Origin of the sequence: Mycobacterium branderi (genome assembly GCF_010728725.1) — a bacterium.
Taxonomy (GTDB): Bacteria; Actinomycetota; Actinomycetes; order Mycobacteriales; family Mycobacteriaceae; genus Mycobacterium; species Mycobacterium branderi.
This window is the reverse complement of record NZ_AP022606.1, coordinates 1,605,501-1,631,367: the sequence shown is the minus strand read 5'-3', so window position 1 is coordinate 1,631,367 and position 25,867 is coordinate 1,605,501. Positions and strand designations below refer to the sequence as shown.

The window sequence follows — 25,867 nt, the reverse complement described above, 5'->3', positions numbered from 1 at the left end:
TGCCGTTACCGGCTGGGTTAACTTTGTCCCCAGTAGTACCGTGTCGCAACATAAGCAACATAGACCACGTAAGTAACATCGCCTTGTGTTGCGCAGCCGTCGCCCGCCGGCAATGTTGTTCACCGCCCTCGCGGCGACCGTCGTCATCGTGCCCTGGGCGGCCACCGAGCATCGGGATCGGCCGACCGCGGCGGGCGATACCCAACTGACGCAGCAGCCGTTGATCGGCCTGGGCGGCGGTGAAACCATCCGCGAGATCAGCCAGCCCACACCGTTTTCCATGGTCGCACTGACCGGTGGGGATCTGACCGGCACGTCGGCACGGGTGCGCGCCAAGCGCGCCGACGGCTCCTGGAGCCCGTGGCGAGACGCCGAGGCACTCGAGTCCGAGGGCTCCGATGAAGCGTCGACTGTTCCGCGCGGCACCGAGCCGGTATTCGTCGGAAAAACTACGATCGTGCAGATCGCCGTCACCCGGCCCGCCGGCGCACCGCTGACGTCGGCGCCACCTCACATCGCGCCGGCTGCCCTCGGCTATCGGCCGGCGACCGTCGAACAGCCGTTGCCGCAGAACATTTCGGCGGTGCTGATCTCCCCGCCGGAGGCACCGGCCGACACGCAGTGGACGCCGCCGTCGGCGGTGCTCGCGCCGGGTCAACCGCCCAACATCATCAGCCGCTCGCAGTGGGGCGCCGACGAGTCGATACGGTGCGGAAACACCTTGTACGACAACGCTGTTCGCGCTGCCGTGGTTCACCACACTGCGGAGAGCAACGACTACGAGCCGCAGGATTCGGCCGCGATCGTGCGGTCCATCTACGCCTACCACACCCAAACCCTGGGCTGGTGCGACATCGCCTACAACGCGCTGGTCGACAAGTACGGCCAGGTGTTCGAGGGCCGGGCCGGCGGGATCAGCCGAGCCGTCGAGGGTTCGCACACCGGCGGGTTCAACCGCGACACCTGGGGTGTGGCGATGATCGGAAACTTCGACGACGAGCCGCCGACCCCGATCCAGCTGCGCACCGTCGGCCGGCTGCTCGGCTGGCGGCTGGGTATCGACCACGTCGACCCGCACGGCACCGTGACGCTGACTTCGGCCGGCGGTCCCAACACGCACTTCCCGGCCGGCGCCACACCGACGCTGCCGAACATATTCAGTCACCGCGACGTCGGCGCCACCCTGTGCCCCGGCAACGTCGCCTACGCACGGATGGACGAGATCCGTGATATCGCAGCCCGATTCAACGATCCGCCCGGGCCGCAAGACTTGGCGGCGGCGCTGCAAGGCGGCGCGATCTACGAGCGCTGGCAGGCGATGGGCGGGATGAAAAGTCCCCTGGGCGTGCCGACCTCACCGGAGGCCACCGCGGCCGGCTCAGCGCGTTACGCCACCTTCGACAAGGGCGCCGTCTACTGGTCACCGGAGACCGGCGCCCAACCGGTCACCGGCGCGATCTACGAAGCCTGGGCTTTTCTCGGCTATGAACGCGGCGCCCTCGGACTGCCGACCAGCGGGGAAATCCAGCAGCCGCAATGGATCACACAGAACTTCCAGCACGGCACGCTGAACTTCGACCGGGAAACCGGCCACGTCACCCGAGTCATCGACGGCGTCGCGCAGGAACTGCCGCCGCCCGCCCCCGACGGGCCGCCGGTGCAACTCGAGCGGTTCTCCCCCGTCCACCCGGCCGCGTAGCGAGGGCGGCTACAGCCACCAGCGTTCCAGCACCCGCGCTACCCCGTCGTCGGTGTTGGGCGCGGTGACCTCGTTGGCGGCGGCCACCGCCTCGGGATGCGCATTGCCCATCGCCACGCCGTGGCCGGCCCGCAACAGCATCGGCACGTCGTTGGGCATGTCACCGAACGCGACCACGTCGTCGTCAGTGATGCCCAGCGGCCGGGCGATCTCGTCGATACCGGTGGCCTTGCTGAAGCCCAACGGCACGATCTCGACCAGCCCGTTGTTGGTCGAGTAGGTGATGTCACCCTCGATGCCGATGTGCTTGGACAGTTCGGCGGCCATGTCGGCGCTGCTGGCCCCGGCCTTGCGGATCAGCAGCTTGACCGCGGGCGCACTGAGCAGATCTTCGATCGACACCTCGGTGTTGTCCGGGTTGAGCCAGGCGTGCTCGTAGCCTGGTGAGCTGATGAATTGCGGCGTCGCGGTGTCGTGGGCGCGCCGGCCGATGCGCTCGACGGCCAGCCCGGCGCCCGGAATGACGCGCGTCGCGATCTCGGCCAGCTGCGCGAGGGTGTCGACGGCCAGGGTGTGCGCCGAGATCACCCGGTCGGCCGCCGCGTCGTAGATGACGGCGCCGTTGGCGCACACCGCCATCGGCGCGAATCCGAGCTCGTCGACCACCGGTTGCACCCAGCGCGGCGGTCGTCCGGTGGCCAGGATGAACGTGGCCCCCGCGTCGACGGCGGCATGGACGACGTGCCGGGTGCGCGGGCTGATCCGTTCATGGTCGTCGATCAGCGTGCCGTCCACGTCGCAGGCGATGAGCGCGGGAAGGGTCATGAAGGCGGCGTCACAGCCGGCTCACGCCCTGCTTGCGGGCCCGCTCCATCAATTCGGCGATCCGGAGCGCCTTCGACTCGTCGGGCGTCGGGGCGCTGCCGCCGAGCCGGCGCGGCACCCAGTAGGCGCCTTCGGGATGCGGGTACTCCTCCTGCACCCGATACAGCATCGACTTCATCGTGTCGCGCAGCCGCGCATTGAGCTCGTCGACGCTGCCTCGCGCTGCCAGCGGCGCGCCCACGGCGACGGTGATCGGAACCTTGTTGCGAAACAGGCGCCGCGGATGGTCTTTGGGCCAGATCCGCTGTGCGCCCCAGACGATCATCGGAATGATCGGCACCTGCGCCTCCAGCGCCAGGCGGGCCGCCCCGGTCTTGAACGGCCGCAATTCGAAGCTGCGGCTGATCGTGGCCTCCGGGTGGAGCCCGACGAGTTCGCCGCGCTTCAGCTCGCGCACCGCCACCGCGTAGGCGTCGGATCCGTGGCTGCGGTCCACCGGGATGAGCTTGGCGTGCTTGATGACGTAGTTGACCGCCGCCACGTCCTGCATCTCGGCCTTGATCATGAACCGCAGCCGGCGTCGACGTTGGTACGCGGCCATCGACGCCGGCAGCCAGTCGACATAGCTGGTGTGGTTGAGCGCCACCAGCGCGCCGCCACGTTCGGGAATGTTCTGCAGGCCCTGGTAGGTGATCTTGGTGCCGTTCACCGCGACCAGTGGCGGGACGACGATCTCCATCATGCGGAAGAACGGTTCTGCCATCTCCTGCTCCTGCTCCCCGACACCAGCTGTCACGGCTCCTGCTCCGCACGACTGCGGGCGCGCGCGGCCCGCTCGGCCTCCTCGCGAACTTTGGCCTCCGCCAGGGTAGGCGCGCCGCCGCCGAGCCGATGCGGCACCCAGAACGCGCCCGGCGGATGCGGATATTCCTCCTGCACCCGGTGCAGCAAACCCGTCATCTCGTCGTGCAACCGGGCTTCGAGTTGCTCGACGTCGCCGCGCGGCGCGAGCGGGACACCGGCGGCCACCGTGATCGGGATCTTCTTGCGGCCGAGGTTTCGCGGGTGGTCCTTGGTCCAGATGCGGTGCGCACCCCACACGATCAGCGGCACGATCGGCACCTGCGCCTCCATGGCCATCCGGGCCGCGCCGGTTTTGAATTCCTTGAGCTCGAAGCTTCGGCTGATCGTCGCCTCCGGATAGACGCCGACCACCTCGCCCTCGCGCAACCGCTGCAACGCGACCGCATACGCGTCCCCGCCGGCCGCGCGGTTCACCGGGATGGTCTTGGTGTGCCTGATCAGAAAGTCGACGACCTTCACCTGCTGCATCTCGGCCTTGATCAGGAAGCGGATCCGGCGGCCGCGGTGATGCACGGCCAGCCCGGCCGGCAGGAAGTCGACGTAGCTGGTGTGGTTGATCGCGATGACAGCACCGCCGTCCGCCGGAATGTTCTCGAGCCCCTCGAAGGAGATCGGGCTGCCGACGGCCTTGACGACCGCTTTGGCGGTGATCTCGAGGGCGCGGAAAACCGGTTCCATACGGCTACTCCGGCGCGGCCTCCGCATCGGGCCGCAGACGGGCCGCCCGGGCGGCGGCGCGCCGGGTGGCTTCTTCGGCATCGAGCCGGGCGGCCTCGGCGAGCGACGGGGCGCCGCCGCCCAGCCGGTGCGGAACCCAGAACTCGCCGGCGGGGTGCGGCCCGTACGCGTCTTGCACCCGCTCCAGCAAATGCTGCATCCGTGAATGCAGCAACTTCGTCAGCTCCGGCGCGGCCAGGGTGGGCTGGATCGGCTCGCCGACCGCCACCGCGATCGGCACCTTGGGGCGGAGCAGCTTCTTCGGGTGGTCCTTGGTCCAGATCCGCTGGGCGCCCCACACGATGTGCGGGATGATCGGCACGCCTGCCGCGATGGCCATCCGGGCGGCGCCGGACTTGAGCTCTTTGATCTCGAAGCTTCGGCTGATCGTCGCCTCCGGGTACACCCCGACCAGCTCACCCGCCTTGAGTGCGGCGACTGCCGCCTCGAAGGAGGCCGCGCCGCTTTCCCGGTCCACTGGAATGTGCCGGCAGCCGCGCATGATCGGCCCGGACACCTTGTGGTCGAACACTTCCTGCTTGGCCATGAACCGCACCTTGCGGCCCAGGCCCTGCTTGTATGCGGGCAGCCCGGCGAAGGTGAAGTCGAAGTAGCTGGTGTGGTTGATCGCGATGACGGCTCCGCCGGTCTCGGGCAGGTGCTCCACCCCGCTGACGGTGAACCGCAAACCCTGCAATCGCCACGTCAGGCGTGCAAGCTGAATGACCGTCCCGTACACCGGCTCCACGCCGTCAACCCTAATATTTTCGGTTGCGGGCGCACCCACTGCCGCAAAAAGATGTTGGACCGTGACGGTTCCCGCGCCTGGCCTGCCGGTCCATCCGGTCTGGATCAACGAGCTTGGTGGTATCACGTTCCGGGCAGCGGGCCGGCCTGGGCGAGCCGCCGCCCGTCGACAAGTTGGTGGTCTGCCTCTTCGCCGCGTACGACGTCGAACCGGATCCTGAGCGCATCGCTTACTACCGGCGGCTGTGGAACAGCGAAGACGTGTCCTCCCGTTAGGCTGTTCCCCGATGCAGGTCACCAGCGTCGGCCACGCCGGCTTCCGGATCGAGACCCGTGCGGGCAGCATTCTTTGCGACCCGTGGGTCAACCCTGCCTACTTCGCATCGTGGTTCCCGTTCCCCGACAACAGCGGCCTGGACTGGGACGCGCTCGGTGATTGCGACTATCTCTACGTCTCGCATCTGCACAAGGACCACTTCGACGCCAAGCTGCTCGCCAAGCATGTCAACAAGGACGCCGTGGTGCTGCTGCCCGAGTATCCGGTGCCGGACTTGCGAGATGAGTTGGCAAAACTCGGTTTTCACCGGTTCTTCGAAACCACCGACTCTGTCAAGCATCGGGTCAGCGGGCCGAAGGGCGAACTCGACATCATGATCATCGCCCTGCGGGCACCCGCCGACGGACCGATCGGCGACTCGGCGCTGGTGGTCTCCGACGGCGACACCACGGTGTTCAACATGAACGACGCCCGGCCGGTGGACCTCGACGTGCTGCATTCGGCGTTCGGCCACGTCGATGTGCACATGCTGCAGTACTCCGGCGCGATCTGGTACCCGATGGTCTACGACATGCCCGCGCGGGCCAAGGAAGCGTTCGGCACCCAGAAGCGGCAACGCCAGATGGACCGCGCCCGCCAGTACATCGCGCAGGTCGGCGCCACCTGGGTGATCCCGTCCGCCGGTCCGCCGTGCTTTCTGGATCCCGAACTGCGCCACCTCAACGACGACCACGGCGATCCGGCCAACATCTTCCCGGACCAGGTGGTATTCCTCGACCAGATGCGCGCGCACGGCCACGACCGCGGGCTGTTGATGATGCCCGGTTCGACTGCGGAATTCTCTGGCACGCAATTGCATTCGCTTCGCCACCCGCTGCCAACCGAGCAAGTCGAAGCGATCTTCACCACTGCTAAGGCCGACTACATCGCCGACTACGCGGCGCGGATGGCGCCGGTGCTGGCGGCGGAGAAAGCGCACTGGGCACCCGCCGCCGGGGAGTCGTTGCTCGAGCCGCTGCGCGCGGCGCTCGAGCCGATCATGCTGGCCAGCGACGAGATCTGCGACGGCATCGGCTATCCCGTCGAGCTGAGGCTCGGCCCGCAGACCGTCGTGCTTGACTTCCCGAAACGCACTGTGCGCGAACCGGTTCCCGACGAGAAGTTCCGCTACGGCTTCGAGATCCCGCCGGAGCTGGTGCGCACTGTGCTGCGCGACAACGAACCCGACTGGGTCAACACCATCTTCTTGTCCACCCGGTTCAAGGCCTGGCGGGTCGGCGGTTACAACGAGTACCTGTACACGTTCTTCAAATGCCTGACCGACGAGCGCATCGCCTACGCCGACGGCTGGTTCGCCGAAACCCACGACGACACCGCGTCGATCACGCTGGACGGCTGGCAGATGCAGCGACGTTGCCCGCATTTGAAGGCCGACCTGTCCAAGTTCGGTGTGGTGGAAGGCAATACGCTGACCTGCAACCTGCACGGTTGGCAGTGGAACCTGGAGAACGGTCGCTGCCTGACCGCGCGCGGCCACGAGCTCCGGTGTTCGCGGCTGTGAGCGCGCAGCAGTACTACGACGACGGCCTGGTCCAGTTGGATCGCGAGGCAATCACCTTGCGCCGCTACCACTTCCCGTCGGGCACCTCGAAGGTGATCGCGCTGAGCACGATCCGTGGATACAAGGCGGAGCCGCTGGGGCTTCTTCTGCACCGGTTCCGGATCTGGGGCAGCTCGGATTTGCGCCGCTGGTTGCCGCTGGACGTGCGTCGGCCGTTCAAGTCGACGTTGATCACGCTCGACGTGCCGGGAACCCGGCCCAGCCCCGCGTTCACGCCGGAGCACCCGGAAGAGTTCACCGCGCTGCTCGACGAGCTGCTGTCCGTGCGTTGAGATTGCACGCAGGGTCGTGCAAAGCAGCCATCCACAGCCCTACACGCAATCTCAACGTCCGGCGTCCGCCAATGCTTGATGGGCGGCGTTGTAGCCCGGGATGAACGTGATCCCGGGTCCGCCGTGGCAGCCGGCGCTGCCGAGGTAGAGCCCGTCGATCGGGATCGGCTGTCCGAGAAAACCTTTCGGGCCCGGCCGGTTGGGACCGATCTGGTCGGGATTCAACAGCCCATGGCAGTAGTCGCCCCCCGGCGCGCCGAACATGGTGCCCATGTGCTTGGGCGTAAAGGTGGTGTGGCGGATGATGCTGCGCTCGAAATTCGGTGCCAGCCTGGTGATCTTGTCGATCACCCGCTGGCCCATCTCGACCTTGGCCCGGCCGTAGTCCGCCCCGCCCTCGATCGGGAACCACAACGCGAACGCCGACGCGGCGTGCTTTCCGTCCGGCGCCAAGTCCGGGTCGTTCTGCGACGGAATCTGTAGCACCACGGTGGGGTCGGCCGGGACGATTCCGCGCCGGCAATCCTCCCATTGCTTCTGGACTTCCTCCGGGGTGCAGAACAAGCCGATCGACGCCTGCATGGCCGGGTCGTTGAGCGGCTGGTAGGGCGCGGCGAAGGCCGGGGCCTCGTCCAGCGCGAAGTGCATCTGCAGGTAACTGCCGCGGTGGTCGATGCGGCCGTAGCGCTCCCGAATATCGGCGGGCAGCGCGGCGGGATCGACCAACTCACCCACCGTGAGATCGGGCGCGATTCCGGAGATGACGACAGGGGCCGTCACCGTGTCGCCGGCTTCGGTGCGCACGCCGCGTACCCGCCCGTCAGCGACGAGGATTTCGGCCACCTTGGTGCGCAACCGGACTTCGCCGCCTTCGCTCTCCAGTTGGTTGCGCAGATGCGACGTCAACGCGCCGATGCCGCCGCGCAGTTTTTTCATCTGCATCGTGTCGCCGTCGGGCACGCCGAGGCCGAAGGCGAGCGCGGCCGCGCTACCAGGTGTGGCCGGCCCCCGATACAGGGTGTTGACGGCCAGCACGGTCATCGAGCCGCGCAGCGCGCCGTGTTTCTCACGGTCGGGCAGATAGCGGTCCAGCACGTCGGTGACCGACCCGAACAGCATCTCGTTGATCGCTGCGCGTTCGAATTCGTTTGTGGCACAGGCATACATCTCGTCGAGCGTCTTGGGCGGCGCGCCGGCGTCGAACCGGCCCAGGGCACGGGTGGGCGCCTGGCTCCAGGCCATCAACCCCGCCATGCCGTTGACAGCGTCGGCGCCGTGCACCTCGTTCAGGTGGGTGAACAGCTTGATCGGGTCGCTGTACTGGACCAGCGGATCGTCGCCGACCCCGCGCACCGCCACCGACATCACGTCGAGGTCAACGGTCGGCAGGTTGCCCAGTCCCAACTCGTCGGCGACCACCGGCGCCGTCGGGAACTGCACCGAGCCGGCGATCTCGAAATGGTAGCCGTCGAACAACTCGACCGTCGACGCCATGCCACCGGCGTAGAGCTTGGATTCCAGGCACACCGTGCGCAGTCCGGCGCGTTGCAGGATCACTGCCGCCGCTAATCCGTTGTGCCCGGCACCAATCACGATCGCGTCGTAGTCCATGATGCAGGTTGGCATCTGCGCAAGGTTTTGTCAATTATGACGAAACTTCGGCTAGGCCGGTTCGCAGCGACTCCAGCGCCGCATGACACATCCGGGCCAGCTCGCCCAACGACCGGTCGTCGCCGAGCATCCAGAACTCCATCGCGCCGAACACCGCGGCCGCGATGCAGCGAGCGGTCACCATCGCGTGCAACCGCGCATCCGCCGTCATCTCCGCGGTACAGCTACGCCGGTGCAGCTGTTCAGCGATGGCGTCGGCGAAGTCGGCCTGGACCTCTCGCATGTGGCGGACGATGCGGCCAGGGTCGAGCTCGCCACCCCGAAGGGCGGCGACTTTGGTCACGGCCTCAACGTCATAGGGAAACGAGAAGATGGCGGTTTGGACGGACTCGATGATCGGTTCGTCGGCCGGCCGGGCGTCCAGCGCGGCGCGGAACCACTTCAACCCGGTGTAGTCGGCAAACAGCAGATCGTGCTTGGACGTGAAGTGCCGATAGAAGGTCCGCAGCGACACCCCGGCGTCCGCCGCGATCTGCTCGGCCGACGTGTCTTCGACGCCCTGGGCCAGGAATCGCACCTGCGCGGCTTGAATGAGGGCCTCGCGAGTGCGCTCGCTGCGCGCCGTCCGGGCGGGTCTGACCATGCCAGTACGGTACCTCGCGACGTTTCGTCAATCTTGACAAAAGTTCGGGTGGTGCCGAGACTGCCGACATGGTCTCACTTCTAGTGCACGCAATCCTGGGACTGACGGTGATCGGATGGATCGTCGCGTCGAACCCACAGGTTTTCTCGCGGCCGTCCCGCGGGCCGCGCTTTTCGGCGCTTGAATGCCTGTACTACGTCGTCGGCGTCGCGTCGGTCGTGATCGGCTGGTATTTCAACATCCGCTTCGTGCGTGAGTACGCCACCGGGTCGGGCAATCCCCTTTGGGGACCGGGCAGTTGGTCGGACTACATCCGGCTGATGTTCACCAATCCCGCCTCCAGCTCGGCCAGCCAGGACTACACAATCATCAATGTCGTTCTGCTGCCGTTGTTTACCATCATCGACGGCTACCGGCGCGGGCTACGACGACCGTGGCTGTACTTCGTGTCCAGCTTGTTCACCAGCTGCGCCTTCGCACTCGCGTTTTACTTCGCCACCGTCGAGCGGCAGCACCGGCAGGCGCAGTCGCGAGAAACCGTGCACACCTAGACCTGCTTGGTGGCCCGCCATTTCTGCCGGCCACCCTTGACGTCGGTGTGGACATCGGTGAATCCGGCCGCGCGAAGCCTCCCGGGGAGGTCCTTCGGCGCGATCGGGTTGTAGGTGTCGGCCACGTGCAGCAGCCGGAACGGCAGGGACGGCACGCCGTCGCTGCCGGCGAACACCCCGCCGGGCTGCAGCACTCGGTACGCCTCGGCGAAAAGCTGGTCCTGCAACTCGGCGCTGGGCACGTGGTGCAGCATGGTGAAACACACCACCGAGGTGAAATGATCTGCGGGCAGCCCGGTTTCGGCGCCGCTGGCGTGGATGATGCGCGCCCGGTCGCCGTAGCGGCGCTGCAGGCGATCGGCCATCGCGCCGTCGACCTCGACCGCGGTGAGCGTGGCTGCCCGATCCAGCAGGGCCCGCAGCGTCGCGCCGTATCCGGGGCCGATTTCCAATGTGCGCGCGCCCAATTCGACGTCCCGCAGCGCCCACGGCAACAGCTGATCGGCCACCGCCTTTTCCCAACCCGCCGAGCTGCACCGTCGTCGGTGCAAGAGATTCATCGCCATGCCGGAAACGCTAGGCGGACACGTGCGCTGCGGGCTTCCGATATTCTGCCGTGTTATGTCGGAAATCAGCCACCAGGGGCTGGTGACCTCGTCGCAGACGCTGCCACCGGGAGCGCGGATCGAGCGGCACCGCCATCCGCAACATCAGATCGTCTACCCGTCCTCGGGCGCCGTCTCGGTAACCACCCCGGCGGGGACCTGGATCACCCCCGCCAATCGGGCCATATGGATACCGGCGGGCTGCTGGCATGAACACAAGTTCCACGGCCACACGCAGTTTCACGGCGTCGCGCTGGACCCCCGTCGCTACCGCCGCGGACCCGATGCACCGACCGTGCTGGCGGTCAGCCCGTTGATGCGCGAGCTGATCATCGCGTGTTCGCAGGCCGACGGCACCGACAGCGACGAGCACCACCGGATGCTCGCCGTGCTGCACGACCAACTGCAGGCCACCAGCGTCCGCGAGCCCCTGTGGATTCCCACCCCGGTCGACCCCAGGCTGCGGCAAGCGTGTGCGCTGATCACCGATAACCTGCGCGAGCCGTTGACACTGCGGCAGATCGGCGACCGGGTCGGCGTCGGCCAGCGCACGCTGAGCCGCCTGTTCCGCGACGAGCTGGCCATGACGTTTCCGCAATGGCGCACCCAGGTGCGCCTGCAACACGCGCTGATGTTGCTCGCCGAGCACGACAACGTCACTTCCGTTGCGCTGCAATGCGGTTGGGCCACGCCGAGCGCCTTCATCGACACCTACCGGCGGGCCTTCGGGCATACCCCCGGAAAGGCGGTCTAGCCGACTGGCTCGAACACCTCGGCGCCCACGAACGGCACCAGCGCGTCGGGGACCCGCACGCTGCCGTCGGGCCGCTGGTGGTTTTCCAGGATGGCGACAAGCCAGCGGGTGGTGGCCAAGGTGCCGTTGAGGGTGGCGGCGATCTGCGGCTTGCCGTTCTCGTCCCGGTAGCGGGTGGCGAGCCGGCGGGCCTGGAACGTGGTGCAGTTCGACGTCGAGGTCAGCTCGCGGTAGGCGCCTTGGGTGGGAATCCATGCCTCGCAGTCGAATTTGCGGGCCGCCGACGAGCCGAGATCCCCTGCGGCGACGTCGATCACGCGATACGGCACCTCGATGCGGGCCAGCATCTCGCGCTGCCAGCCGAGCAGCCGCTGATGCTCGGCTTCGGCCTCGGCGGGTGTGCAGTAGACGAACCCCTCGACCTTGTCGAACTGGTGCACGCGGATGATGCCGCGGGTGTCTTTGCCGTGGCTGCCGGCTTCCCGGCGAAAGCACGACGACCAGCCGGCGTAGCGCAGCGGCCCGCCGGACAAGTCGAGGATCTCGTCGGCGTGATAACCGGCCAGCGGCACCTCGGAGGTGCCGACGAGGTAGAGGTCGTCGGCGTCGAGGTGATACACCTCCTCGGCGTGCGCGCCGAGAAAGCCGGTGCCGGACATGACATCCGGGCGGACCAGCACCGGCGGGATCATCGGGATGAAGCCGTTGTCGACGGCCAGCCGCACGGCAAGTTGCAGCAGCCCGAGTTGCAGCAGCGCACCACGGCCGGTCAGGAAATAAAACCGCGAACCCGACACCTTGGCGCCGCGCTCCATGTCGATCAGGCCCAGCGACTCGCCCAGTTCCAAATGGTCCCTTGGGTTTTCGATCGCGGCCGGCTCGCCGACGACATCGAGGACGGCGTAGTCGTCCTCGCCGCCGGCCGGCACCCCGTCGAGGATGACGTTGGAGATCGCCATGTACGCCGCGGTGAATGCCGCCTCGGCCTCGGACTGCTCGGCCTCGGCGGCCTTGACCCGCTCGGCCAGCTCCTTGGCCCGTTGGAGCAGTGCCGGCCGCTCGTCGGGCGATGCGGCGCCCACCTTCTTGCTGGCCGCCTTCTGCTCGGCGCGCAGTGAATCCGCGGTCGCGATGGCCTTGCGCCGGGCGGCGTCGGCGGCCAGCAGCGTGTCGACCAGTGCGGGATCCTCGCCGCGGCTGATCTGGGAGCGGCGAACGGCGTCCGGGTCTTCGCGCAGCAGCTTCAGGTCGATCACGGCCTACGACCCTACTTTTGCTCGCGGCCGGCCCGCCGCCCGCACCCCGGTAAGCAACATCTGCATCAAGTGTCACGGGGTGCGTCGGGCCTGTCAGAATAGAGCCAATGTTGGACGCACCCGAGCAGCACGATTCGCCCGCCGGACGGCCGGAATCCCGGCTGGCCCGGTTCGGGTGGCTGCACACTTTGCATGCCACGGCGACGCGGCGCGCGTTGTTGCTGACCGCGCTGGGTGGGCTGCTGATCGCCGGCATCGTCGTCGCGCTGCCGATCTCCGGCGACCGCGGGCGACTGTCCGGCTACATCGACCCGGTGCCCAGTACCGGCGCCAAGGGCAACGACGCCTTCAACCACGCCGGCAGCGGCGATTGTCTGATGTGGCCGGATCGCACGCCGGAGGCCGCGACCATTGTCGACTGCAAGGAGGAGCACCGCTTCGAGGTCGCCGAGTCGGTCGACATGCGGACCTTCCCCGGCTCGGAGTACGGGCCCGACGCCGCGCCACCTTCGGCCGCGCGCATCGAGCAGATCAGCCAGGAGCAGTGCGAGTCGGCCGTGCACCGCTACCTGGGCACCAAATTCGATCCGAGCAGCAAGTTCACCATCAGCATGCTGTGGTCCGGCGACAAGGCGTGGCGCCAGCACGGTGAGCGCCGGATGCTGTGCGGCCTGCAGCTGCCGGGTGCCGGCAACCAGCAGCAGGCCTTCAAGGGCAAGGTCGCCGACCTCGACCAATCGCGGGTGTGGCCGGACGGCACCTGCCTGGGGATCGACCCGTCGACCAACCAGCCCACCGACGTCCCGGTCGACTGCGTCGTGCCGCACGCGATGGAGGTCACCGGCACGGTCAACCTGATGGCCAAGTTCCCCGAGGGGCTACCGCCCGACCCCGAACAGGACGCGTTCATCAAGGAGTCCTGCACCCGGCTCACCGATGCCTACCTGGCGCCCGTCCAGTTGCGCAGCACGACGCTGACGCTGATCTACAACACGCTGTCGCTGCCCAGCTGGTCGGCCGGCAGCCGCGAGGTCGCCTGCAGCATCGGAGCGACCCTGGGCAACGGCGGCTGGGCGACGCTGCTGAACAGCGCCAAAGGACCGCTGCTGATCAACGGCCAGCCGCCGGTTCCGCCGCCCGACATTCCGGAGGAGCGGCTCAACCTGCCGCCGATCCCGATGCCCGCACCCAACGCCGGCAGCGCCGCCTCGTCGTCGGGGTCGTCGGGTGGCTCGTCGGGCGGGTCGAGCACCTCGCAGCAACGACAGGGCAACGAGCACTTGCCGCAGCAGCCGGGCCCCCCTGCCCCGCAACAGCAGCAGCCGGCCGCGCCCGCACCCCAGCAACCGGCCGCGCCGCCCCCACCACCGGAAGCCCCGGCACCGCCGCCGCCAGCTCCGCCGGCCCCCGAGGCGCCGCCGCCCCCGCCGCCCGAAGCCCCGGCACCACCGCCACCGCCGCCGGCGGGCTAGCCGGATGGCCGTGCGGATGGATCCGCAGCGGTTCGACGAGCTGGTCTCCGACGCGCTGGACCTCATTCCGCCCGAGCTGGCCGCGGTGATGGACAACGTCGTCGTGCTGGTTTCCGACCGTCATCCCGACGACGCCGATCTGCTCGGACTGTACGAAGGTGTCGCGCTGACCGAGCGGGACTCCAACTACGCCGGGTCGCTGCCGGACACCATCACGATCTACCGGGACGCGCTGCTGGACATCTGCGACTCCGACGACGAGGTCGTCGACGAGGTGAAGGTCACCGTGATCCACGAGATCGCCCATCATTTCGGCATCGACGACCATCGGCTGCACGAATTGGGCTGGGCCTGATAGGCGCCGGGCAGGCGTTGCATCGAGTGTGCACTGGGGGCGGGATTTTGGCGATTTTCCCGCCCAGGATGCACGTTCGGCGAAGGCGGTCGTCAGGATGCACGGTCGAACCGATTACGCCGCGAGCACGCGAGCGTGTCAGCCCGGATCTGTCGGGGCCGGGTGCTAAGAACAGGCCATGGACACAAGCTGCCGCGACTGCCGGGCAGGCTTGGATCACTGCCACGGCAGCGTCATCCGCCATTCGCTGCGCCGGTCGGAGTGCACCGAGGACGGCTGCACCAGCCCAGAGCTGCTGCCGCACGTCTTCGTCGTCGACTGCGACGCGGTCGGCTGCGGATGCGCCGAGGCCACGGCGCTCGCAGTCTGAGTCAGCCCATCGGGTCGGTGTCGGATTCCACGGCGTCGGCGACGGGGGTGGCCCCCGGCTCCGGGTAGAACGGCGGTGTCAGCGTGCCCCACTGCACGCAGCTCCAGCGTCCGTCGGTGACCGGCGTCAGCACCACCGACTCGGCGTTGCCCAGGTGGTGGTCCACGACGAAGCTGCCGTCGACCCCGGCCAGCACCGCCGCGGTCAGCCGGATGGCCGCGCCGTGGCTGACGACGACGATGTCGCTGGTCCAGTCGTCGTTGTCGAGATAGCGCATCCGCAGGTCGGTCAGCACCGGCACGTAGCGGTCCAGCACCTGCTCGGCGCTCTCCCCGCCCGGCAGCGGCACGTCGAGCTCGCCCTTGTGCCAGCGCTCGTAGATTGCGTTGAATGCGGCAACGGCGTCGTCGTCGCTGCGGTCTTCCAGATCGCCGACCTGAACTTCGTGGATGCCCGCGACTTCCTGGGCCGGCACATTGACCTCGGTGCTGATCTCGGCCGCGGTCTGAGCCGCCCGCAAGGCCACCGAATGCACAAGGAGCCCGGGCCGGCGCAGACCGTTACGGCCGAACGCCCGGGCCTGATCGCGGCCCAACGGGGTCAACTCGGTTCCGGGCGGGCGCGTGTCCAACCGGCGGTCGACGTTGCCGTAGGACTGGCCGTGCCGCACCAAAATCAGCCGACCGCTCATCGCCGCGGCTCCCGCAACTGCGCCAGCCAACGCGAGGCCTCGTCCAATTGCGGCGGGGGCACGCCGGCGGCCACTCCCGTCGGCCAGGAACCCAGATAGCGCACATCCGCACAACGACGGTAAAGCGCCTTGAGTGCCTCGGCGATCGCGTCGTCGTCGATGTGGCCGACCCAGTCCAGGAAAAATACGTAGGTGCCCAACTCCGTTCGGGTGGGCCGTGATTCGATCCGGGTCAGGTCGATGTCGCGGATCCCCACTTCGGACAGCGCGGCCACCAGCGCCCCCGGCGCGTTGTCGATCCGCAAGATCACCGACGTGCGGTCGGCGCCCGTGCGGGCCGGCGGCGGGCCCGGTGGGCCGGCCAGGACGAAGCGAGTGCGGGCGTTGGCTTCGTCGACGACACCGTCGGCCAACGTCGCCAGCCCGCGATAGGCGGCGGCCAGCGGCGAGCTCACGGCGGCGTCCACCACGCCGTCGGCGACCTGTTGCGCGGCGTCGGCGTTGGAGTTGGCCGGGCGCAGCTCGACGCCGGGCAGATGCGCGGCGACCCACCGTCGCACCTGCGCGGCCGCGACCGGGAAGGCGGCCAGCGTGCGCACCTCGTCGGCACTGCGGCCGGGTTTGACCACGATGGAAAACGCCACGTCCAACGTGATCTCGGCGAACACCTGCAGCGGCGATCCCATCGCGAGGCTGTCCAGTGTCGGCATCACCGAGCCGTCGATCGAGTTCTCGATCGGCACGCACGCGTAGTCGACCTCGCCGCCCCGCACGGCATCCAGAGCCGCCGGCGTGCTCTCCGTCGGTAACGGCTCGACGGCGTCCGTGCCGCGCTGCGGAATCATGCCGGCGTCGGCCATCCGCAACAGCGCCGCCTCGGTGAACGTCCCTTCAGGACCGAGATACGCGATGCGGGCCACGACCAAAACCCTATCGGGTGCCGAGGCTTGCGCCGTTCGCCGCGATCTAGTTAAGTTAGGCTTACCTCACTAGAAGGATGGTGATCGATGACCCTCGCTCCTTGCGCCGCGCCGACGACCGCCGAGCGGATCCGCAGCACCTGCATCCGGGCCGACGGCGCGCTGCTGGCGATCGAGGGTGCCGAGCCGGTCACCACGCCGCTGCATCACCTGCTGAGAGACGGGTCGTTCGCCGTCGCGGCCCCGCTCGACGCGGCCGCGCCGTCGGGGGCGCAGGCGGTGCTGGAACTGGCCGACTATGCGCCGCTGCCGCTGCGTGAGCCGGTGCGCTCACTGGTGTGGATCCGTGGGCGACTCCAGCAGGTGCCGATGCCCGCAGTGCCCGCCATGCTCGACCTGATCGCCACCGAGGACCCGAATCCGGCGCTGCTGCAAGTGCAGACGGCGGCGTCGGGCCCGCCCGTCGACGGCGATACCCGTTATGCGCTGCTGCGCCTCGAGGTCGACTCGGTGGTGGTGACCGATGCCACCGGCGCCGAGTCCGTCGGGGTGGCGGCCCTGCTGGCCGCCCGGCCGGACCCGTTCTGCGCGCTCGAGTCGTGCTGGATTCGTCACCTGGACAGCGCGCATCGCGATGTCGTCGCCCGGCTGGCCTCGCGGCTGCCCGCCCGGCTGCGTCGCGGGGACGTGCGGCCGCTGGGCATCGACCGCTACGGCGTGCGGCTGCGCATCGAATCCGCCGACGGCGACAGGGACGTGCGGCTGCCGTTCCGTAAGCCGGTCGACGACGTGGTGGGCCTCAGCCAGGCCATCCGGGTGCTGATGGGCTGCCCGTTCGTCAACGGCCTGCGAGCGCGCCGCGACTAGCCGCCGAGGTCCGGTTACCGTGTCGAGGTGACCGCGCCCGAGGACCAGTTGGTGCAGCGACGAGCGCTGCGCATCGAGGTCGTCGTCGTCCTGGGCGTCACCTTCGGCGTCAGCGCGATCACCGCGATCCTGGAACTCACCGACGCGGTCCTGCGCAATCTGAGCGCCCAGCGGATTCCGCTCAACCCGCGCCGGTCCTACTTCGACCTGGTCGACCTCGGACTGAACGCGGCGTTCGTCGCGCAGCTTATCGCCTGGGGCGGCCTCGGGCTGTACCTGCTGTGGCGTGGCGGTTTACGCCCCGCCGCGATCGGCCTGGGGCGGTTTGCCTGGCGCGCCGATCTGGGCGGCGGCGTCGGCCTGGCAGCGTTGATCGGGCTGCCCGGGCTCGGGCTCTACGTGGTGGCGCGGATGCTGGGCCTCAACGCTTCGGTGATCCCGTCGAGTCTGAGCGACACCTGGTGGCGCATCCCGATGCTGGTGGCCGCCGCGTTCGCCAACGGCTGGGCCGAGGAGGTCGTCGTCGTCGGCTACCTGATCACCCGGCTGCGGCAGCTGGATGTGTCCGCTGGGGCGGCGCTGGTGTACTCGAGCCTGTTGCGCGGCGCCTACCACCTCTACCAGGGTTTCGGCGCGGGCCTGGGCAACCTGGCGATGGGGCTGGTGTTCGGCTATGTCTGGCAGCGCACCGGTCGGCTGTGGCCGCTGGTGATCGCCCACGGCCTGATCGACAGCGTGGCGTTCGTCGGCTACGCCCTGCTTCGCGGTCACCTCGGGTGGTTGCACTGATGACCGCTCAGCGTCCCCGCCGGGAACCGCCGCCGGTGATCCACCGCGATCCCGGCTACCGCCGGCCGCCTCCCCCGCCACCGGCGCCCCGGCCACCCGCGCAACCGGCCAGGCCACGCCCGCGTCGCAAACGCGCCTGGGGTCAAATGGTTTCGCTGAGCCTGCTGATCGTGGTCCTGCTGTTTTCCGCCGGCGTCCTCGGCGGTGCGCTGTGGATGGACACCGCCCTGCACCGCCAGCCGGTGCTGGCCGACTATCCGGGCCGGCCAGCCGCCGGGCGCGGCACGACCTGGTTGCTGGTCGGGTCGGACAGCCGCCAGGGTCTCACCGTCGAGCAGCAGCAGGCGTTGGCCACCGGCGGCGACATCGGCAACGGCCGCACCGACACCATCCTGCTGGTCCACGTGCCGGCCATCGGCTCGCCCACTCCGACGACGATGGTGTCGATTCCGCGCGACTCCTATGTGCCGGTCCCGGGGTACGGCCGCGACAAGATCAACGCGGCCTTCGCGATGGGCGGTGCGCCCTTGTTGGCGCAGACGGTCGAGCAGGCCACCGGACTGCGGCTCGACCACTACGTCGAAGTCGGTTTCAGCGGGTTCGCCGGTCTCGTCGACGCGCTCGGCGGAGTCACCGCCTGCCCCGCCACGCCGATCGACGATCCGCTGGCCGGCATCAGCCTGCCGGCCGGTTGCCAGAGGCTCGACGGGCCCAACGCGCTCGGCTACGTCCGCACGCGCGCGACACCGCGGGCCGACCTCGACCGGATGGCCAACCAGCGGCAGTTCATGTCGGCGCTGCTGCACCGCGCCGCCAGCCCGGCCGTGTGGCTCAACCCGTGGCGGTGGTATTCGGTGCCGCATGCGGCCGCCGACGCCCTGACCGTCGATGCAGGCGACCACGTGTGGGACCTTGCCCGGTTGGGCTGGTCACTGCACGGTTCGACGAGCGCGCTGACGGTGCCGATCGGCGAGTTCACCGGCAACGACGCCGGTTCGGTCGTGGTCTGGGATCACGACGCGGCGGCCCACCTGTTCGACGCGCTGGCCGCCGATGCTCCCGCACCGTCGGCCGGGCAACCGTAGCGACTAGTCCAAACCTGCGCCGGTCAGGCCGTCCTGCAGCCACGCTTTGACGCGGCCGGGGTGACGGGTGGCCAGCCACGCCACCCCCACTTCCCGGCAGAATCTGACGTCGTCGTAGTGGTCGACGTTCCAGCAGTACAGCGCCCGCCCCTGGGCGGCGGCGCGGTCGACGAGCTCGGGATGCTCACGCAGGGTCGCGATCGACGGCCCGACGGCGGTGGCGCCGACGGCGGTGGCCGCGCTGCTGCCCAGATATCGGGCCGCCTTGCCGAGCAGCACCGTGGGCAGCAGCGGCGCGGCGCGCCGGATGCGCCACATCGCGGCTGCCGAAAACGACATCACGACCGCCCGAGAGCGGTCCGCGGAAGCGGGCGTGGCGATCCGGAAGCGTTGCAGCAGCGCCAAAACCTTGCTTTCCACCAGCGCCCCATAGCGCACCGGGTGCTTGGTTTCGATGAAGATCTTCACCGGCCGGTTCCAGTCCAGCACCAGCGCGACGAGCGAGTCGAGGGTCAGCAGGCCGCTGTCGCCGTGGGTGCCGTCGGGACGCCAGCTGTCGTGCCAGGCCCCGTACTCCAGCTCACGTAACTCCGCGAGCGTCATCGTGCTGACCAGGCCGGCACCGGTGGACGTGCGGTCCAGCCGGCGGTCGTGCACACAGACCAAATGGCCGTCGCGAGTGAGCCGGACATCGCATTCGACGCCGTCGGCGCCTTCCTTGAGCGCGAGATCGTATGCGGCCAGAGTATGTTCCGGCCGGGCAGCCGAGGCGCCGCGATGGGCTACCACATGTGGGTGCCGGGCGAGCACCTCGTCGGCCCGCGTCATATCCCTATGCTGCCGGTTCCTCGCCGTCCGACTCAACAGCCGGAGCGGATTCCGGCGCGTCGCCGCGATCGTCGGCGACCACCACCCAGCGATGCGCGGGCCGTTCGACCGGTTTGCGCTCGAAGCCCTCGAACACCCGCCCGGCGGCGGCCACCGCGGCCGCCGCCACCAGGTAGGCAAACGTCGTGGTCACGGTGTTGTCGGCAATGCCTTGGGCATCGTGCGCGCGGCTGGTCGCGATAGCGAAGAGCGAAACCGCCGTGCTGGTGGCCCAGACGATCCACCACAGCAGGATGGGTTTGCGCAGCCGGGCCAGGACGCCTTCGGTGGCGGCCAGCTCGATGACGTACACCGGCGCCCACAGCAGGTTCGCCACGGGTATGAAGCACCCGGCCCACAGCGCACGGGCCGAACGCGGCTCGGGCAGGCCGTACTGCGCGAACGCGGCGGCGCGGCGGGCGATCAGCCATCGGATCAGCACCACAGCACAGGTGATCACCATCGCGATGGCGGCGGCACTGGCCAACACGCCAAGCCAGAGCGCGGCGCCCGCCACCCACGGGTTGAGCAGGGTGCCGCGGTTGATGATCAGCAGCAGATAGCGCACGAAATGCACCAGCGCCGCAATGCCGAACACCACGACGCTCGCGAACAACGTGGTGCGCACTCGCGCCGCCGACGGGCCCGGCCGCGCGGCCGCGGTCGGCGCCGCTGCGCCCGGCTCGACGCGATCCACCAGTCCCCATCGCGGGGTGACCGCGTAACGCGGGGTGGGTCCCAGGGGCCGGCGCCGGCGCCGCGGCGGCGGTGGTGCGCCGGGCCGCACGGCGATCCATCGGTAACCCGGCGGCAGCCGCGGCGGCATCCGTGGGCCGGTGGTGGGTGCGGCGCTGCGAGCACTCCACCGCGGGTCGACCGCCTGTCCCTCGGTGGACGGCGGCAGCAGCGTCCCGCGGCAGCGCGGACACCACACCCGCTGGCGATCACGCACGTTCCAGCGTGTGCCGCACTGTGAGCACGCTTGAATCATGAGCGCCGCTCTCCCCCGCAAGCGGGAGGTGCCCCCACCTCATCGCTCAGTGTCAAATCGTCGCTGGCGCGGATCACCGCACCAGCTTAAAGCGTGTCGGGGCCCGCGGCTCGGTCCTCAGACGTTGCCGGGGCCGCCGTCGTCGGTGATCACCGAACGCCCGGCGCCCGCCCATGCCAGCATCCCGCCGCTGACGTTGATTGCCCGGTAACCGTTTTGCTGCAGATATTGCGCTACCCGCAGGGACCGCCCACCCGCATGGCAAATGACGTACAGCTCGGCTTGGCGGTCGATCTCGCCAAGCCGTGCCGGGACTTCGGCCATCGGGATGTGTTGCGCGCCGGGGGCGTGGCCGCATTTCCACTCGTCGTTCTCGCGCACGTCCAGCAACACCGCCGCCGAGCCGAATTCGGCCGGCAGGGCGGCGACGTCCGTTTGAGCAACCACCGGTTCACCGGGCATGAGGTCGATCTTGGCACGCGCCCCCCGGCAGCGCAGAAGCCGCCGCCAGCTACCAACGGCTATCCACAGTTTCCACAGGTTTATGCACAGCATCGGCGTGCAGCGGATCGCCATTGACGGCGCGTCAATACCCCGGGCGGGACGGCGGCTGTGGATAACGGCGCGATAACCCGCCCGCCAATCGACAGGCCGAGAACGCCGCGAGCGAAATTCATCGCCGCGCTAAGCATCCCGCGACCGCCAGACGCTGGCGGCGAACCATCCACCCGATTCTCGACGGCGCGCGCAGCGCCCGCACAGATTGCCGCCAGCGACCCCGGCAATCGCTGGTCAGCGGGCTGGCGCGGGTTCAATTTTTCCGGCGGTTCATAAGACGTTATGATCGCGACCACCGAAGTTATTTGTGACTCATCTCACTGGGGGAGAGTTGGACGTGCAGGTCAGGGTCCTTCGATGACGACACAACCAGTCGGGCCGCAGTCGACGTCGTCCTCGCATTGGTACGGCAGTTCCCCTGCCTGTAACCGCTCCTACCTGCTCGCCGGTGTGCGCGCCGGATTGATCGCCCTGATTTTGCTGGCGGTCCTCGCCGTCATCGTGCTGGTCTGAAGTCGCGCCTGTCGGGGTATGCACCCATCGCACCCGTTGTTGCGGCGCGCGCAGTCATGGAGCAGGGTTGATTAGGCTAGGTCGCCGCATGGCGAGTGGAGCATCAGAAGTAGATCACCAACGATCATCGAAGGAAGGAATCTTCAGTGGCTGTATACACGTTGCCCGATTTGGACTGGGACTACGGCGCGCTGGAACCGCACATCTCGGGTCAGATCAACGAGCTTCACCACAGCAAACACCATGCGACCTACGTCAAGGGTGCCAACGACGCGCTCGCCAAGCTCGAGGAGGCGCGCGCCAACGATGACCAGTCGACGATCCTGCTGAACGAAAAGAACTTGGCGTTCAACCTGGCGGGCCACGTCAACCACAGCCTGTGGTGGAAGAACCTGTCGCCCGACGGTGGCGACAAGCCGACCGGCGAGCTCGCCGCCGCCATCGACGACGCGTTCGGGTCGTTCGACAAGTTCCGCGCCCAGTTCACGGCGGCGGCCACCACCGTGCAGGGGTCGGGGTGGGCGGCACTCGGCTGGGACAGCCTCGGCGAGAAGTTGCTGGTGTTCCAGGTGTACGACCACCAGACGAACTTCCCGCTCGGCATCGTCCCGTTGCTGGTGCTCGACATGTGGGAGCACGCCTTCTACCTGCAGTACAAAAACGTCAAAGCCGACTTCGCCAAGGCGTTCTGGAACGTCGTCAACTGGGCCGACGTGCAGTCGCGTTACGCCGCCGCGACCTCGAAGACCAAGGGGCTCATCGCCGGCTGACTTTAGCGGGCTTCGGCAATCGGGGCGTCGCGCGGTTCGCGCGGCGCCCCGTCGCCTTTCTGCCCTTCAGCCGCGGTTGGCCGTGTCCGCTTGCGGGTATTCCCTACCTGGCGCATGCTGTGCTCACCGACCCACCGGGGTGTTGTGCAGTGAGGTATCGCGGAGGGCCATATGGAAACTGGGTCAGGCAGGGCCGTCGAAGTCGCCCCGTTCCATTCACACGGCGTCCTGAAGGGCTTCGTGATCTTCGGCCGCTGGCCTGATTCGACAAAGGAATGGGCGCAGCTGCTGATGGTTGCGGTCAGAGTCGCATCGCTACCTGGATTACTTTCCACCACAACGGTATTCGGCGCCCGTGAGGAGCTGCCGGAGTCTCCGGCGCCGCCGGGCAGCGTCGGCCTGGTACTGGCTGAGGGACCCGTCGTCGGCGAATCGGCAATCCAGCCAGGGTATTTCGCCGATCGTCAACCGCCGGCGCTGTTGATGTTGCATCCGCCGTCGGAGACCATGCCGTCGCTGCCGGAATGCACGGGTGCCGCGTCGGGCTGCGTACTGCTGCCCGGCTTGCCCTATCTGGGACTCGAACACCGGGCAGCGTGGGTGGAAGCTGAAGCCGACGGCACCGTCACCTCGATGGTGAGCCGCGTCGGTGTCGACCCCATCAGCCACCCCGACACCGCGATTCTGGCGATGCTGCTTGCCGCATAACGCATTTCCGATGCCTCGGTTGTGACGAGGTCGAATCGCAAGACAGCACTTGGCGAATCGATAAATACGGCCAGCCGAACTCGTCGTGCACGCTGGTGCCGATCGATTACGGCCGCTAGCCTGGGCATCGATTATCGAAGGGGAGTAGCCCGCAATCGTCGAGTCGACATACTGGCGACCAGCCCGGCCGGCGAACCGACGGATCCGTCGGTGGGCGAGACCTTCGGCCCGATGTTCGGCGGACCAGCGGTTCTCCGACGACGCGTCGAAAGGTCGCCACGCATGCTCGCAGCCGCACTTTTGAGCTTCGGAGTGGTTTTCCTCGCCGAGCTCGGCGACCGGTCGCAACTGATCACCATGACCTACGCGCTGCGGTATCGCTGGTGGGTGGTGCTGACCGGGGTCGGCATCGCGGCCTGCGTGGCACACGGGGTTTCGGTGGCAATCGGGCATTTTCTCGGGTTGACGCTGCCGGCCCAGCCGATGGCCTTCGCGGCGGCGATCGCGTTCTTCGTTTTCGCGGTGTGGACCTGGCGGGAGGGCACCAACAGCGACGACGACGCCGTGCGCCCCGTCCGGGAGCCCCGTTTCGCGCTGCTCGCCGTGGTGTCGTCGTTCTTGCTGGCCGAGCTCGGCGACAAGACGACGCTGGCCACAGTCGCGTTGGCCAGCGATCACGACTGGGCCGGCGTGTGGATCGGCACGACGGTCGCAATGATCGTCGCCGACGGGTTGGCCATCGCCGCGGGGATCGTGCTGCACCGGCGCCTGCCCGAAGGGGTGTTGCACGTATTGGCCAGCCTGCTGTTTTTGGTGTTCGGAGTGTGGATGCTTTTCGACGGCGCGCTGGGCTGGCGGTGGGTAGCCGTCGGCGCGACGGCGGCCACGGTGCTCGCCGCGACGATCGCCGCGGCGGTGCGACTTGTGCGCGCCCGGTCGGCCGCACCCGTCGGGGAGGCGTCCCCGGGCGCGGCCTGAGCGGCGCCAGCCCCCCGTCAGCAAATCCGCTTTTCGCCGTGCCGGCGTAGCTGGCGGGTTGCCCGGCGGGCGTTCTTTTCGCTCGCCGACGCCGTCGCGTGCTCCCAGCCGCTGCGACAACAACGCAACGCGTCACAATTCGCTTGGTGCATCATGAGAATCCGCTGTACAACGCACGCGCAGCGCTTCGACGGCGTCGCCGACGGCGGCGCAGGACGCCGGAGTCAATTCGCTCCAGGTTTGCACTTGGTTGATGCGATAAGTGTCGCTACGATGATCAGCAAATACGTGCCTGGAATCATTCGTCCTACCAACCCTGGTGGAGGTCATATCGATGAGCACGACGTTCGCTGCGCGCCTGAACCGCCTGTTCGACACGGTTTACCCACCCGGACGAGGACCGCACACGTCCGCTGAGGTGATCGCGGCGCTCAAGGCGGAGGGCATCACGATGTCTGCTCCCTACCTGTCACAACTGCGCTCAGGCAACCGCACCAACCCCTCGGCGGCGACGATGGCGGCCCTGGCGAATTTCTTCCGCATCAAGCCGGCCTACTTCACCGACGACGAGTATTACGAAAAACTCGACAAGGAGCTGGCCTTCCTGGCCACGATGCGCGACGAAGGCATTCGCCGAATTGCGTTGCGCGCCAGTGGATTGTCTCCCGAGGCGCAGCAGGACATCCTGCAGCGGGTTGACGAGCTGCGGCGCAAAGAACACCTCGACGCCTAGCTGTCCCGACCTGACGACCTCGCGACGCCGCGTTCCGGTTAGGGTTGGCCCAGCGATCCCGTATCGCGACAGCCAACGAGAAACCGGGGAGGCGGCCGGGAATGGGCCTGTTCCGCAAGCGAAAAAGCCGCGCAGTGCGTCGTGCCGAGGCTCGTGCGATCAAGGCCCGCGCCAAGCTGGAGGCCAAGCTGGCCGCCAAGAACGAGGCGCGCAGGTTCAAGGCCGAACAGCGAGCCGAGACCAAGGCGCTCAAGGCACAGCTGAAGGCCCAACGCGACAGTGACCGGTCGGCGCTGAAGGTCGCGGAGGCCGAACTCAAGGCGGTGCGAGAGGGCAAACTGTTGTCGCCCACGCGGATTCGTCGAGTGCTGACCGTCTCACGGTTGCTCGCCCCGATCGTGGTGCCGCTGGTGTACCGGGCTGCGATCGCCGCGCGCGGGCTGATGGACCAACACCGCGCGGATCAACTCGGCGTTCCGCTAGCCCAAATCGGACAGTTCTCCGGACACGGCGCACGGTTGTCGGCCCGCATCGCCGGAGCCGAGCAGTCGCTGCGAGCGGTTCAGGAGAAGAAGCCCAAAGACGCCGAAACCAAGCAGTTCGCAGCGGCCATCTCCGATCGGCTCGTTGACCTCTCGGCGGCCATCACGGCCGCCGAGAACATGCCCGCCTCGCGGCGGCGGTCCGCCCACGCCGCAATCGCCAAACAGCTCGACGAAATCGAGGCCGACCTGATGGCGCGGCTCGGGTTGGCCTGA

At 68.3% G+C, this 25,867-nt stretch carries 31 protein-coding genes; 18 read left to right on the top strand and 13 right to left on the bottom strand.

Going from position 1 to position 25,867, the window contains the following annotated elements; translation table 11 throughout:
• Nucleotides 1-88 precede the first annotated feature (88 nt).
• Entirely contained in the window at nucleotides 89-1,699 is a 1,611-nt protein-coding gene (locus tag G6N47_RS08415) for an N-acetylmuramoyl-L-alanine amidase (protein WP_083133608.1), read from the top strand.
• A gap of 9 nt (nucleotides 1,700-1,708) precedes the next feature.
• On the opposite strand, the gene G6N47_RS08410 is transcribed toward G6N47_RS08415, so the two are convergent.
• From G6N47_RS08410 to G6N47_RS08395, 4 genes are read right to left on the bottom strand one after another with little or no spacing between them, the layout of a single operon-like run.
• Nucleotides 1,709-2,524: a Cof-type HAD-IIB family hydrolase gene (locus G6N47_RS08410; protein ID WP_083133523.1), complete on the bottom strand. Its 816-nt coding sequence runs from the start codon at nucleotides 2,522-2,524 to the stop codon at nucleotides 1,709-1,711.
• A gap of 10 nt (nucleotides 2,525-2,534) precedes the next feature.
• The gene (locus G6N47_RS08405) at nucleotides 2,535-3,287 is read right to left on the bottom strand and encodes a lysophospholipid acyltransferase family protein (RefSeq protein WP_083133522.1); all 753 of its coding nucleotides are present in this window, start codon (nucleotides 3,285-3,287) and stop codon (nucleotides 2,535-2,537) included.
• 29 nt (nucleotides 3,288-3,316) lie between these two features.
• Nucleotides 3,317-4,066 carry a lysophospholipid acyltransferase family protein gene (locus G6N47_RS08400; protein ID WP_083133521.1) on the bottom strand — a complete coding sequence of 250 codons (750 nt, stop codon included), beginning with the start codon at nucleotides 4,064-4,066 and terminating at the stop codon, nucleotides 3,317-3,319.
• 4 nt (nucleotides 4,067-4,070) lie between these two features.
• Nucleotides 4,071-4,853, bottom strand: a complete 783-nt coding sequence (locus G6N47_RS08395; protein ID WP_083133520.1) for a lysophospholipid acyltransferase family protein — start codon at nucleotides 4,851-4,853, stop codon at nucleotides 4,071-4,073.
• Between the two features lie 116 nt (nucleotides 4,854-4,969).
• Between G6N47_RS08395 and G6N47_RS08390 the strand changes: the two genes are divergently transcribed.
• The 3 genes from G6N47_RS08390 to G6N47_RS08380 are packed head-to-tail and all read left to right on the top strand — an operon-like array spanning nucleotide 4,970 to nucleotide 7,022.
• The gene (locus G6N47_RS08390; protein ID WP_163659451.1) at nucleotides 4,970-5,128 is read left to right on the top strand and encodes a hypothetical protein; all 159 of its coding nucleotides are present in this window, start codon (nucleotides 4,970-4,972) and stop codon (nucleotides 5,126-5,128) included.
• 11 nt (nucleotides 5,129-5,139) lie between these two features.
• On the top strand, nucleotides 5,140-6,690 hold the full coding sequence (locus G6N47_RS08385) for an MBL fold metallo-hydrolase (RefSeq protein WP_083133519.1): 1,551 nt from the start codon (nucleotides 5,140-5,142) through the stop codon (nucleotides 6,688-6,690).
• Nucleotides 6,675-7,022, top strand: a complete 348-nt coding sequence (locus G6N47_RS08380; RefSeq protein WP_372517535.1) for a hypothetical protein — start codon at nucleotides 6,675-6,677, stop codon at nucleotides 7,020-7,022. Before G6N47_RS08385 ends, G6N47_RS08380 begins: the two co-directional genes overlap by 16 nt.
• A 51-nt stretch (nucleotides 7,023-7,073) precedes the next feature.
• Here the strand turns inward: G6N47_RS08380 and G6N47_RS08375 are convergent, their stop codons facing one another.
• Both G6N47_RS08375 and G6N47_RS08370 read right to left on the bottom strand, forming a co-directional pair.
• Nucleotides 7,074-8,636 carry a phytoene desaturase family protein gene (locus G6N47_RS08375; RefSeq protein WP_083133606.1) on the bottom strand — a complete coding sequence of 521 codons (1,563 nt, stop codon included), beginning with the start codon at nucleotides 8,634-8,636 and terminating at the stop codon, nucleotides 7,074-7,076.
• Between the two features lie 31 nt (nucleotides 8,637-8,667).
• Entirely contained in the window at nucleotides 8,668-9,276 is a 609-nt protein-coding gene (locus G6N47_RS08370) for a TetR/AcrR family transcriptional regulator (RefSeq protein WP_083133518.1), read from the bottom strand.
• Between the two features lie 68 nt (nucleotides 9,277-9,344).
• On the opposite strand from G6N47_RS08370, the gene G6N47_RS08365 reads away from it, so the two are divergent.
• Entirely contained in the window at nucleotides 9,345-9,827 is a 483-nt protein-coding gene (locus tag G6N47_RS08365; RefSeq protein ID WP_083133517.1) for a DUF2834 domain-containing protein, read from the top strand.
• Here the strand turns inward: G6N47_RS08365 and G6N47_RS08360 are convergent.
• A complete protein-coding gene (locus G6N47_RS08360) occupies nucleotides 9,824-10,393 on the bottom strand; it encodes a class I SAM-dependent methyltransferase (RefSeq protein ID WP_083133516.1) in 570 nt (189 codons plus the stop codon). The genes G6N47_RS08365 and G6N47_RS08360 overlap by 4 nt on opposite strands.
• Before the next feature lie 55 nt (nucleotides 10,394-10,448).
• Here G6N47_RS08360 and G6N47_RS08355 point away from each other — a divergent pair, with 55 nt between their 5' ends.
• A complete protein-coding gene (locus G6N47_RS08355) occupies nucleotides 10,449-11,186 on the top strand; it encodes an AraC family transcriptional regulator (protein ID WP_083133515.1) in 738 nt (245 codons plus the stop codon).
• On the opposite strand, the gene serS is transcribed toward G6N47_RS08355, so the two are convergent.
• Nucleotides 11,183-12,442, bottom strand: a complete 1,260-nt coding sequence (gene serS / locus G6N47_RS08350; RefSeq protein ID WP_083133514.1) for a serine--tRNA ligase — start codon at nucleotides 12,440-12,442, stop codon at nucleotides 11,183-11,185. The two genes, G6N47_RS08355 and serS, sit on opposite strands and share 4 nt — an antisense overlap.
• Nucleotides 12,443-12,540: 98 nt before the next feature.
• Between serS and G6N47_RS08345 the strand changes: the two genes are divergently transcribed.
• The 3 genes from G6N47_RS08345 (at nucleotide 12,541) to G6N47_RS08335 (ending at nucleotide 14,639) form a co-directional block, all read left to right on the top strand.
• A complete protein-coding gene (locus tag G6N47_RS08345) occupies nucleotides 12,541-13,914 on the top strand; it encodes a septum formation family protein (protein ID WP_232080322.1) in 1,374 nt (457 codons plus the stop codon).
• A 4-nt stretch (nucleotides 13,915-13,918) separates the two neighbouring features.
• Nucleotides 13,919-14,269, top strand: a complete 351-nt coding sequence (locus tag G6N47_RS08340) for a metallopeptidase family protein (RefSeq protein ID WP_083132171.1) — start codon at nucleotides 13,919-13,921, stop codon at nucleotides 14,267-14,269.
• Between the two features lie 178 nt (nucleotides 14,270-14,447).
• The gene (locus G6N47_RS08335) at nucleotides 14,448-14,639 is read left to right on the top strand and encodes a hypothetical protein (RefSeq protein WP_083132172.1); all 192 of its coding nucleotides are present in this window, start codon (nucleotides 14,448-14,450) and stop codon (nucleotides 14,637-14,639) included.
• 1 nt (nucleotide 14,640) lies between these two features.
• Here the strand turns inward: G6N47_RS08335 and G6N47_RS08330 are convergent, their stop codons facing one another.
• Complete coding sequence (locus tag G6N47_RS08330) at nucleotides 14,641-15,330, bottom strand: histidine phosphatase family protein (RefSeq protein ID WP_083132173.1); 690 nt, start codon at nucleotides 15,328-15,330, stop codon at nucleotides 14,641-14,643.
• On the bottom strand, nucleotides 15,327-16,250 hold the full coding sequence (gene pheA, locus G6N47_RS08325) for a prephenate dehydratase (RefSeq protein ID WP_139799529.1): 924 nt from the start codon (nucleotides 16,248-16,250) through the stop codon (nucleotides 15,327-15,329). Before pheA ends, G6N47_RS08330 begins: the two co-directional genes overlap by 4 nt.
• 87 nt (nucleotides 16,251-16,337) lie before the next feature.
• On the opposite strand from pheA, the gene G6N47_RS08320 reads away from it, so the two are divergent.
• Genes G6N47_RS08320 through G6N47_RS08310 form a run of 3 tightly spaced genes read left to right on the top strand, consistent with a single transcriptional unit; the run spans nucleotide 16,338 to nucleotide 18,991 of the window.
• A complete protein-coding gene (locus tag G6N47_RS08320; RefSeq protein WP_083132175.1) occupies nucleotides 16,338-17,117 on the top strand; it encodes a DUF2470 domain-containing protein in 780 nt (259 codons plus the stop codon).
• A 27-nt stretch (nucleotides 17,118-17,144) separates the two neighbouring features.
• A complete protein-coding gene (locus G6N47_RS08315; RefSeq protein WP_083132176.1) occupies nucleotides 17,145-17,906 on the top strand; it encodes a CPBP family intramembrane glutamic endopeptidase in 762 nt (253 codons plus the stop codon).
• Nucleotides 17,906-18,991, top strand: coding sequence for an LCP family protein (locus G6N47_RS08310; RefSeq protein ID WP_083132307.1), 1,086 nt, complete (start codon nucleotides 17,906-17,908; stop codon nucleotides 18,989-18,991). The genes G6N47_RS08315 and G6N47_RS08310 overlap by 1 nt, the downstream gene beginning before the upstream one ends.
• 3 nt (nucleotides 18,992-18,994) lie before the next feature.
• On the opposite strand, the gene G6N47_RS08305 is transcribed toward G6N47_RS08310, so the two are convergent.
• The 3 genes from G6N47_RS08305 to G6N47_RS08295 all read right to left on the bottom strand — a co-directional run bounded on the left by G6N47_RS08305 (nucleotide 18,995) and on the right by G6N47_RS08295 (nucleotide 21,311).
• A complete protein-coding gene (locus G6N47_RS08305; protein ID WP_083132177.1) occupies nucleotides 18,995-19,819 on the bottom strand; it encodes a glycerophosphodiester phosphodiesterase in 825 nt (274 codons plus the stop codon).
• Between the two features lie 4 nt (nucleotides 19,820-19,823).
• A complete protein-coding gene (locus G6N47_RS08300) occupies nucleotides 19,824-20,849 on the bottom strand; it encodes a DUF4328 domain-containing protein (RefSeq protein ID WP_083132178.1) in 1,026 nt (341 codons plus the stop codon).
• A 117-nt stretch (nucleotides 20,850-20,966) separates the two neighbouring features.
• Complete coding sequence (locus G6N47_RS08295) at nucleotides 20,967-21,311, bottom strand: rhodanese-like domain-containing protein (protein ID WP_083132308.1); 345 nt, start codon at nucleotides 21,309-21,311, stop codon at nucleotides 20,967-20,969.
• A 453-nt stretch (nucleotides 21,312-21,764) separates the two neighbouring features.
• Between G6N47_RS08295 and G6N47_RS29160 the strand changes: the two genes are divergently transcribed.
• The 6 genes from G6N47_RS29160 (at nucleotide 21,765) to G6N47_RS08270 (ending at nucleotide 25,867) form a co-directional block, all read left to right on the top strand.
• On the top strand, nucleotides 21,765-21,920 hold the full coding sequence (locus G6N47_RS29160; protein ID WP_169717266.1) for a hypothetical protein: 156 nt from the start codon (nucleotides 21,765-21,767) through the stop codon (nucleotides 21,918-21,920).
• A 146-nt stretch (nucleotides 21,921-22,066) separates the two neighbouring features.
• Nucleotides 22,067-22,690, top strand: a complete 624-nt coding sequence (locus tag G6N47_RS08290; protein ID WP_083132179.1) for a superoxide dismutase — start codon at nucleotides 22,067-22,069, stop codon at nucleotides 22,688-22,690.
• Nucleotides 22,691-22,861: 171 nt separating this feature from the next.
• Complete coding sequence (locus G6N47_RS08285; protein WP_057003380.1) at nucleotides 22,862-23,398, top strand: hypothetical protein; 537 nt, start codon at nucleotides 22,862-22,864, stop codon at nucleotides 23,396-23,398.
• Between the two features lie 282 nt (nucleotides 23,399-23,680).
• On the top strand, nucleotides 23,681-24,376 hold the full coding sequence (locus tag G6N47_RS08280; RefSeq protein WP_083132180.1) for a TMEM165/GDT1 family protein: 696 nt from the start codon (nucleotides 23,681-23,683) through the stop codon (nucleotides 24,374-24,376).
• Nucleotides 24,377-24,710: 334 nt separating this feature from the next.
• The gene (locus G6N47_RS08275; RefSeq protein WP_083132309.1) at nucleotides 24,711-25,109 is read left to right on the top strand and encodes a helix-turn-helix domain-containing protein; all 399 of its coding nucleotides are present in this window, start codon (nucleotides 24,711-24,713) and stop codon (nucleotides 25,107-25,109) included.
• A gap of 101 nt (nucleotides 25,110-25,210) precedes the next feature.
• Nucleotides 25,211-25,867, top strand: coding sequence for a DUF6474 family protein (locus G6N47_RS08270; protein WP_083132181.1), 657 nt, complete (start codon nucleotides 25,211-25,213; stop codon nucleotides 25,865-25,867).

Coding starts and splice junctions, on each gene's coding strand:
- G6N47_RS08330 (WP_083132173.1), bottom strand. CDS start 15,330: ATGAGCGGTCGGCTGATTTTGGTGCGGCACGGCCAGTCCTACGGCAAC.
- G6N47_RS08280 (WP_083132180.1), top strand. CDS start 23,681: ATGCTCGCAGCCGCACTTTTGAGCTTCGGAGTGGTTTTCCTCGCCGAG.
- G6N47_RS08335 (WP_083132172.1), top strand. CDS start 14,448: ATGGACACAAGCTGCCGCGACTGCCGGGCAGGCTTGGATCACTGCCAC.
- G6N47_RS08355 (WP_083133515.1), top strand. CDS start 10,449: ATGTCGGAAATCAGCCACCAGGGGCTGGTGACCTCGTCGCAGACGCTG.
- G6N47_RS08385 (WP_083133519.1), top strand. CDS start 5,140: ATGCAGGTCACCAGCGTCGGCCACGCCGGCTTCCGGATCGAGACCCGT.
- G6N47_RS08310 (WP_083132307.1), top strand. CDS start 17,906: ATGACCGCTCAGCGTCCCCGCCGGGAACCGCCGCCGGTGATCCACCGC.
- G6N47_RS08360 (WP_083133516.1), bottom strand. CDS start 10,393: ATGGCGATGAATCTCTTGCACCGACGACGGTGCAGCTCGGCGGGTTGG.
- G6N47_RS08270 (WP_083132181.1), top strand. CDS start 25,211: ATGGGCCTGTTCCGCAAGCGAAAAAGCCGCGCAGTGCGTCGTGCCGAG.
- G6N47_RS08295 (WP_083132308.1), bottom strand. CDS start 21,311: ATGCCCGGTGAACCGGTGGTTGCTCAAACGGACGTCGCCGCCCTGCCG.
- G6N47_RS08340 (WP_083132171.1), top strand. CDS start 13,919: ATGGCCGTGCGGATGGATCCGCAGCGGTTCGACGAGCTGGTCTCCGAC.
- G6N47_RS08365 (WP_083133517.1), top strand. CDS start 9,345: ATGGTCTCACTTCTAGTGCACGCAATCCTGGGACTGACGGTGATCGGA.
- G6N47_RS08405 (WP_083133522.1), bottom strand. CDS start 3,287: ATGGCAGAACCGTTCTTCCGCATGATGGAGATCGTCGTCCCGCCACTG.
- G6N47_RS08285 (WP_057003380.1), top strand. CDS start 22,862: ATGGAAACTGGGTCAGGCAGGGCCGTCGAAGTCGCCCCGTTCCATTCA.
- G6N47_RS29160 (WP_169717266.1), top strand. CDS start 21,765: ATGACGACACAACCAGTCGGGCCGCAGTCGACGTCGTCCTCGCATTGG.
- G6N47_RS08300 (WP_083132178.1), bottom strand. CDS start 20,849: ATGATTCAAGCGTGCTCACAGTGCGGCACACGCTGGAACGTGCGTGAT.
- G6N47_RS08320 (WP_083132175.1), top strand. CDS start 16,338: ATGACCCTCGCTCCTTGCGCCGCGCCGACGACCGCCGAGCGGATCCGC.
- G6N47_RS08275 (WP_083132309.1), top strand. CDS start 24,711: ATGAGCACGACGTTCGCTGCGCGCCTGAACCGCCTGTTCGACACGGTT.
- G6N47_RS08410 (WP_083133523.1), bottom strand. CDS start 2,524: ATGACCCTTCCCGCGCTCATCGCCTGCGACGTGGACGGCACGCTGATC.
- G6N47_RS08305 (WP_083132177.1), bottom strand. CDS start 19,819: ATGACGCGGGCCGACGAGGTGCTCGCCCGGCACCCACATGTGGTAGCC.
- G6N47_RS08370 (WP_083133518.1), bottom strand. CDS start 9,276: ATGGTCAGACCCGCCCGGACGGCGCGCAGCGAGCGCACTCGCGAGGCC.
- G6N47_RS08400 (WP_083133521.1), bottom strand. CDS start 4,066: ATGGAACCGGTTTTCCGCGCCCTCGAGATCACCGCCAAAGCGGTCGTC.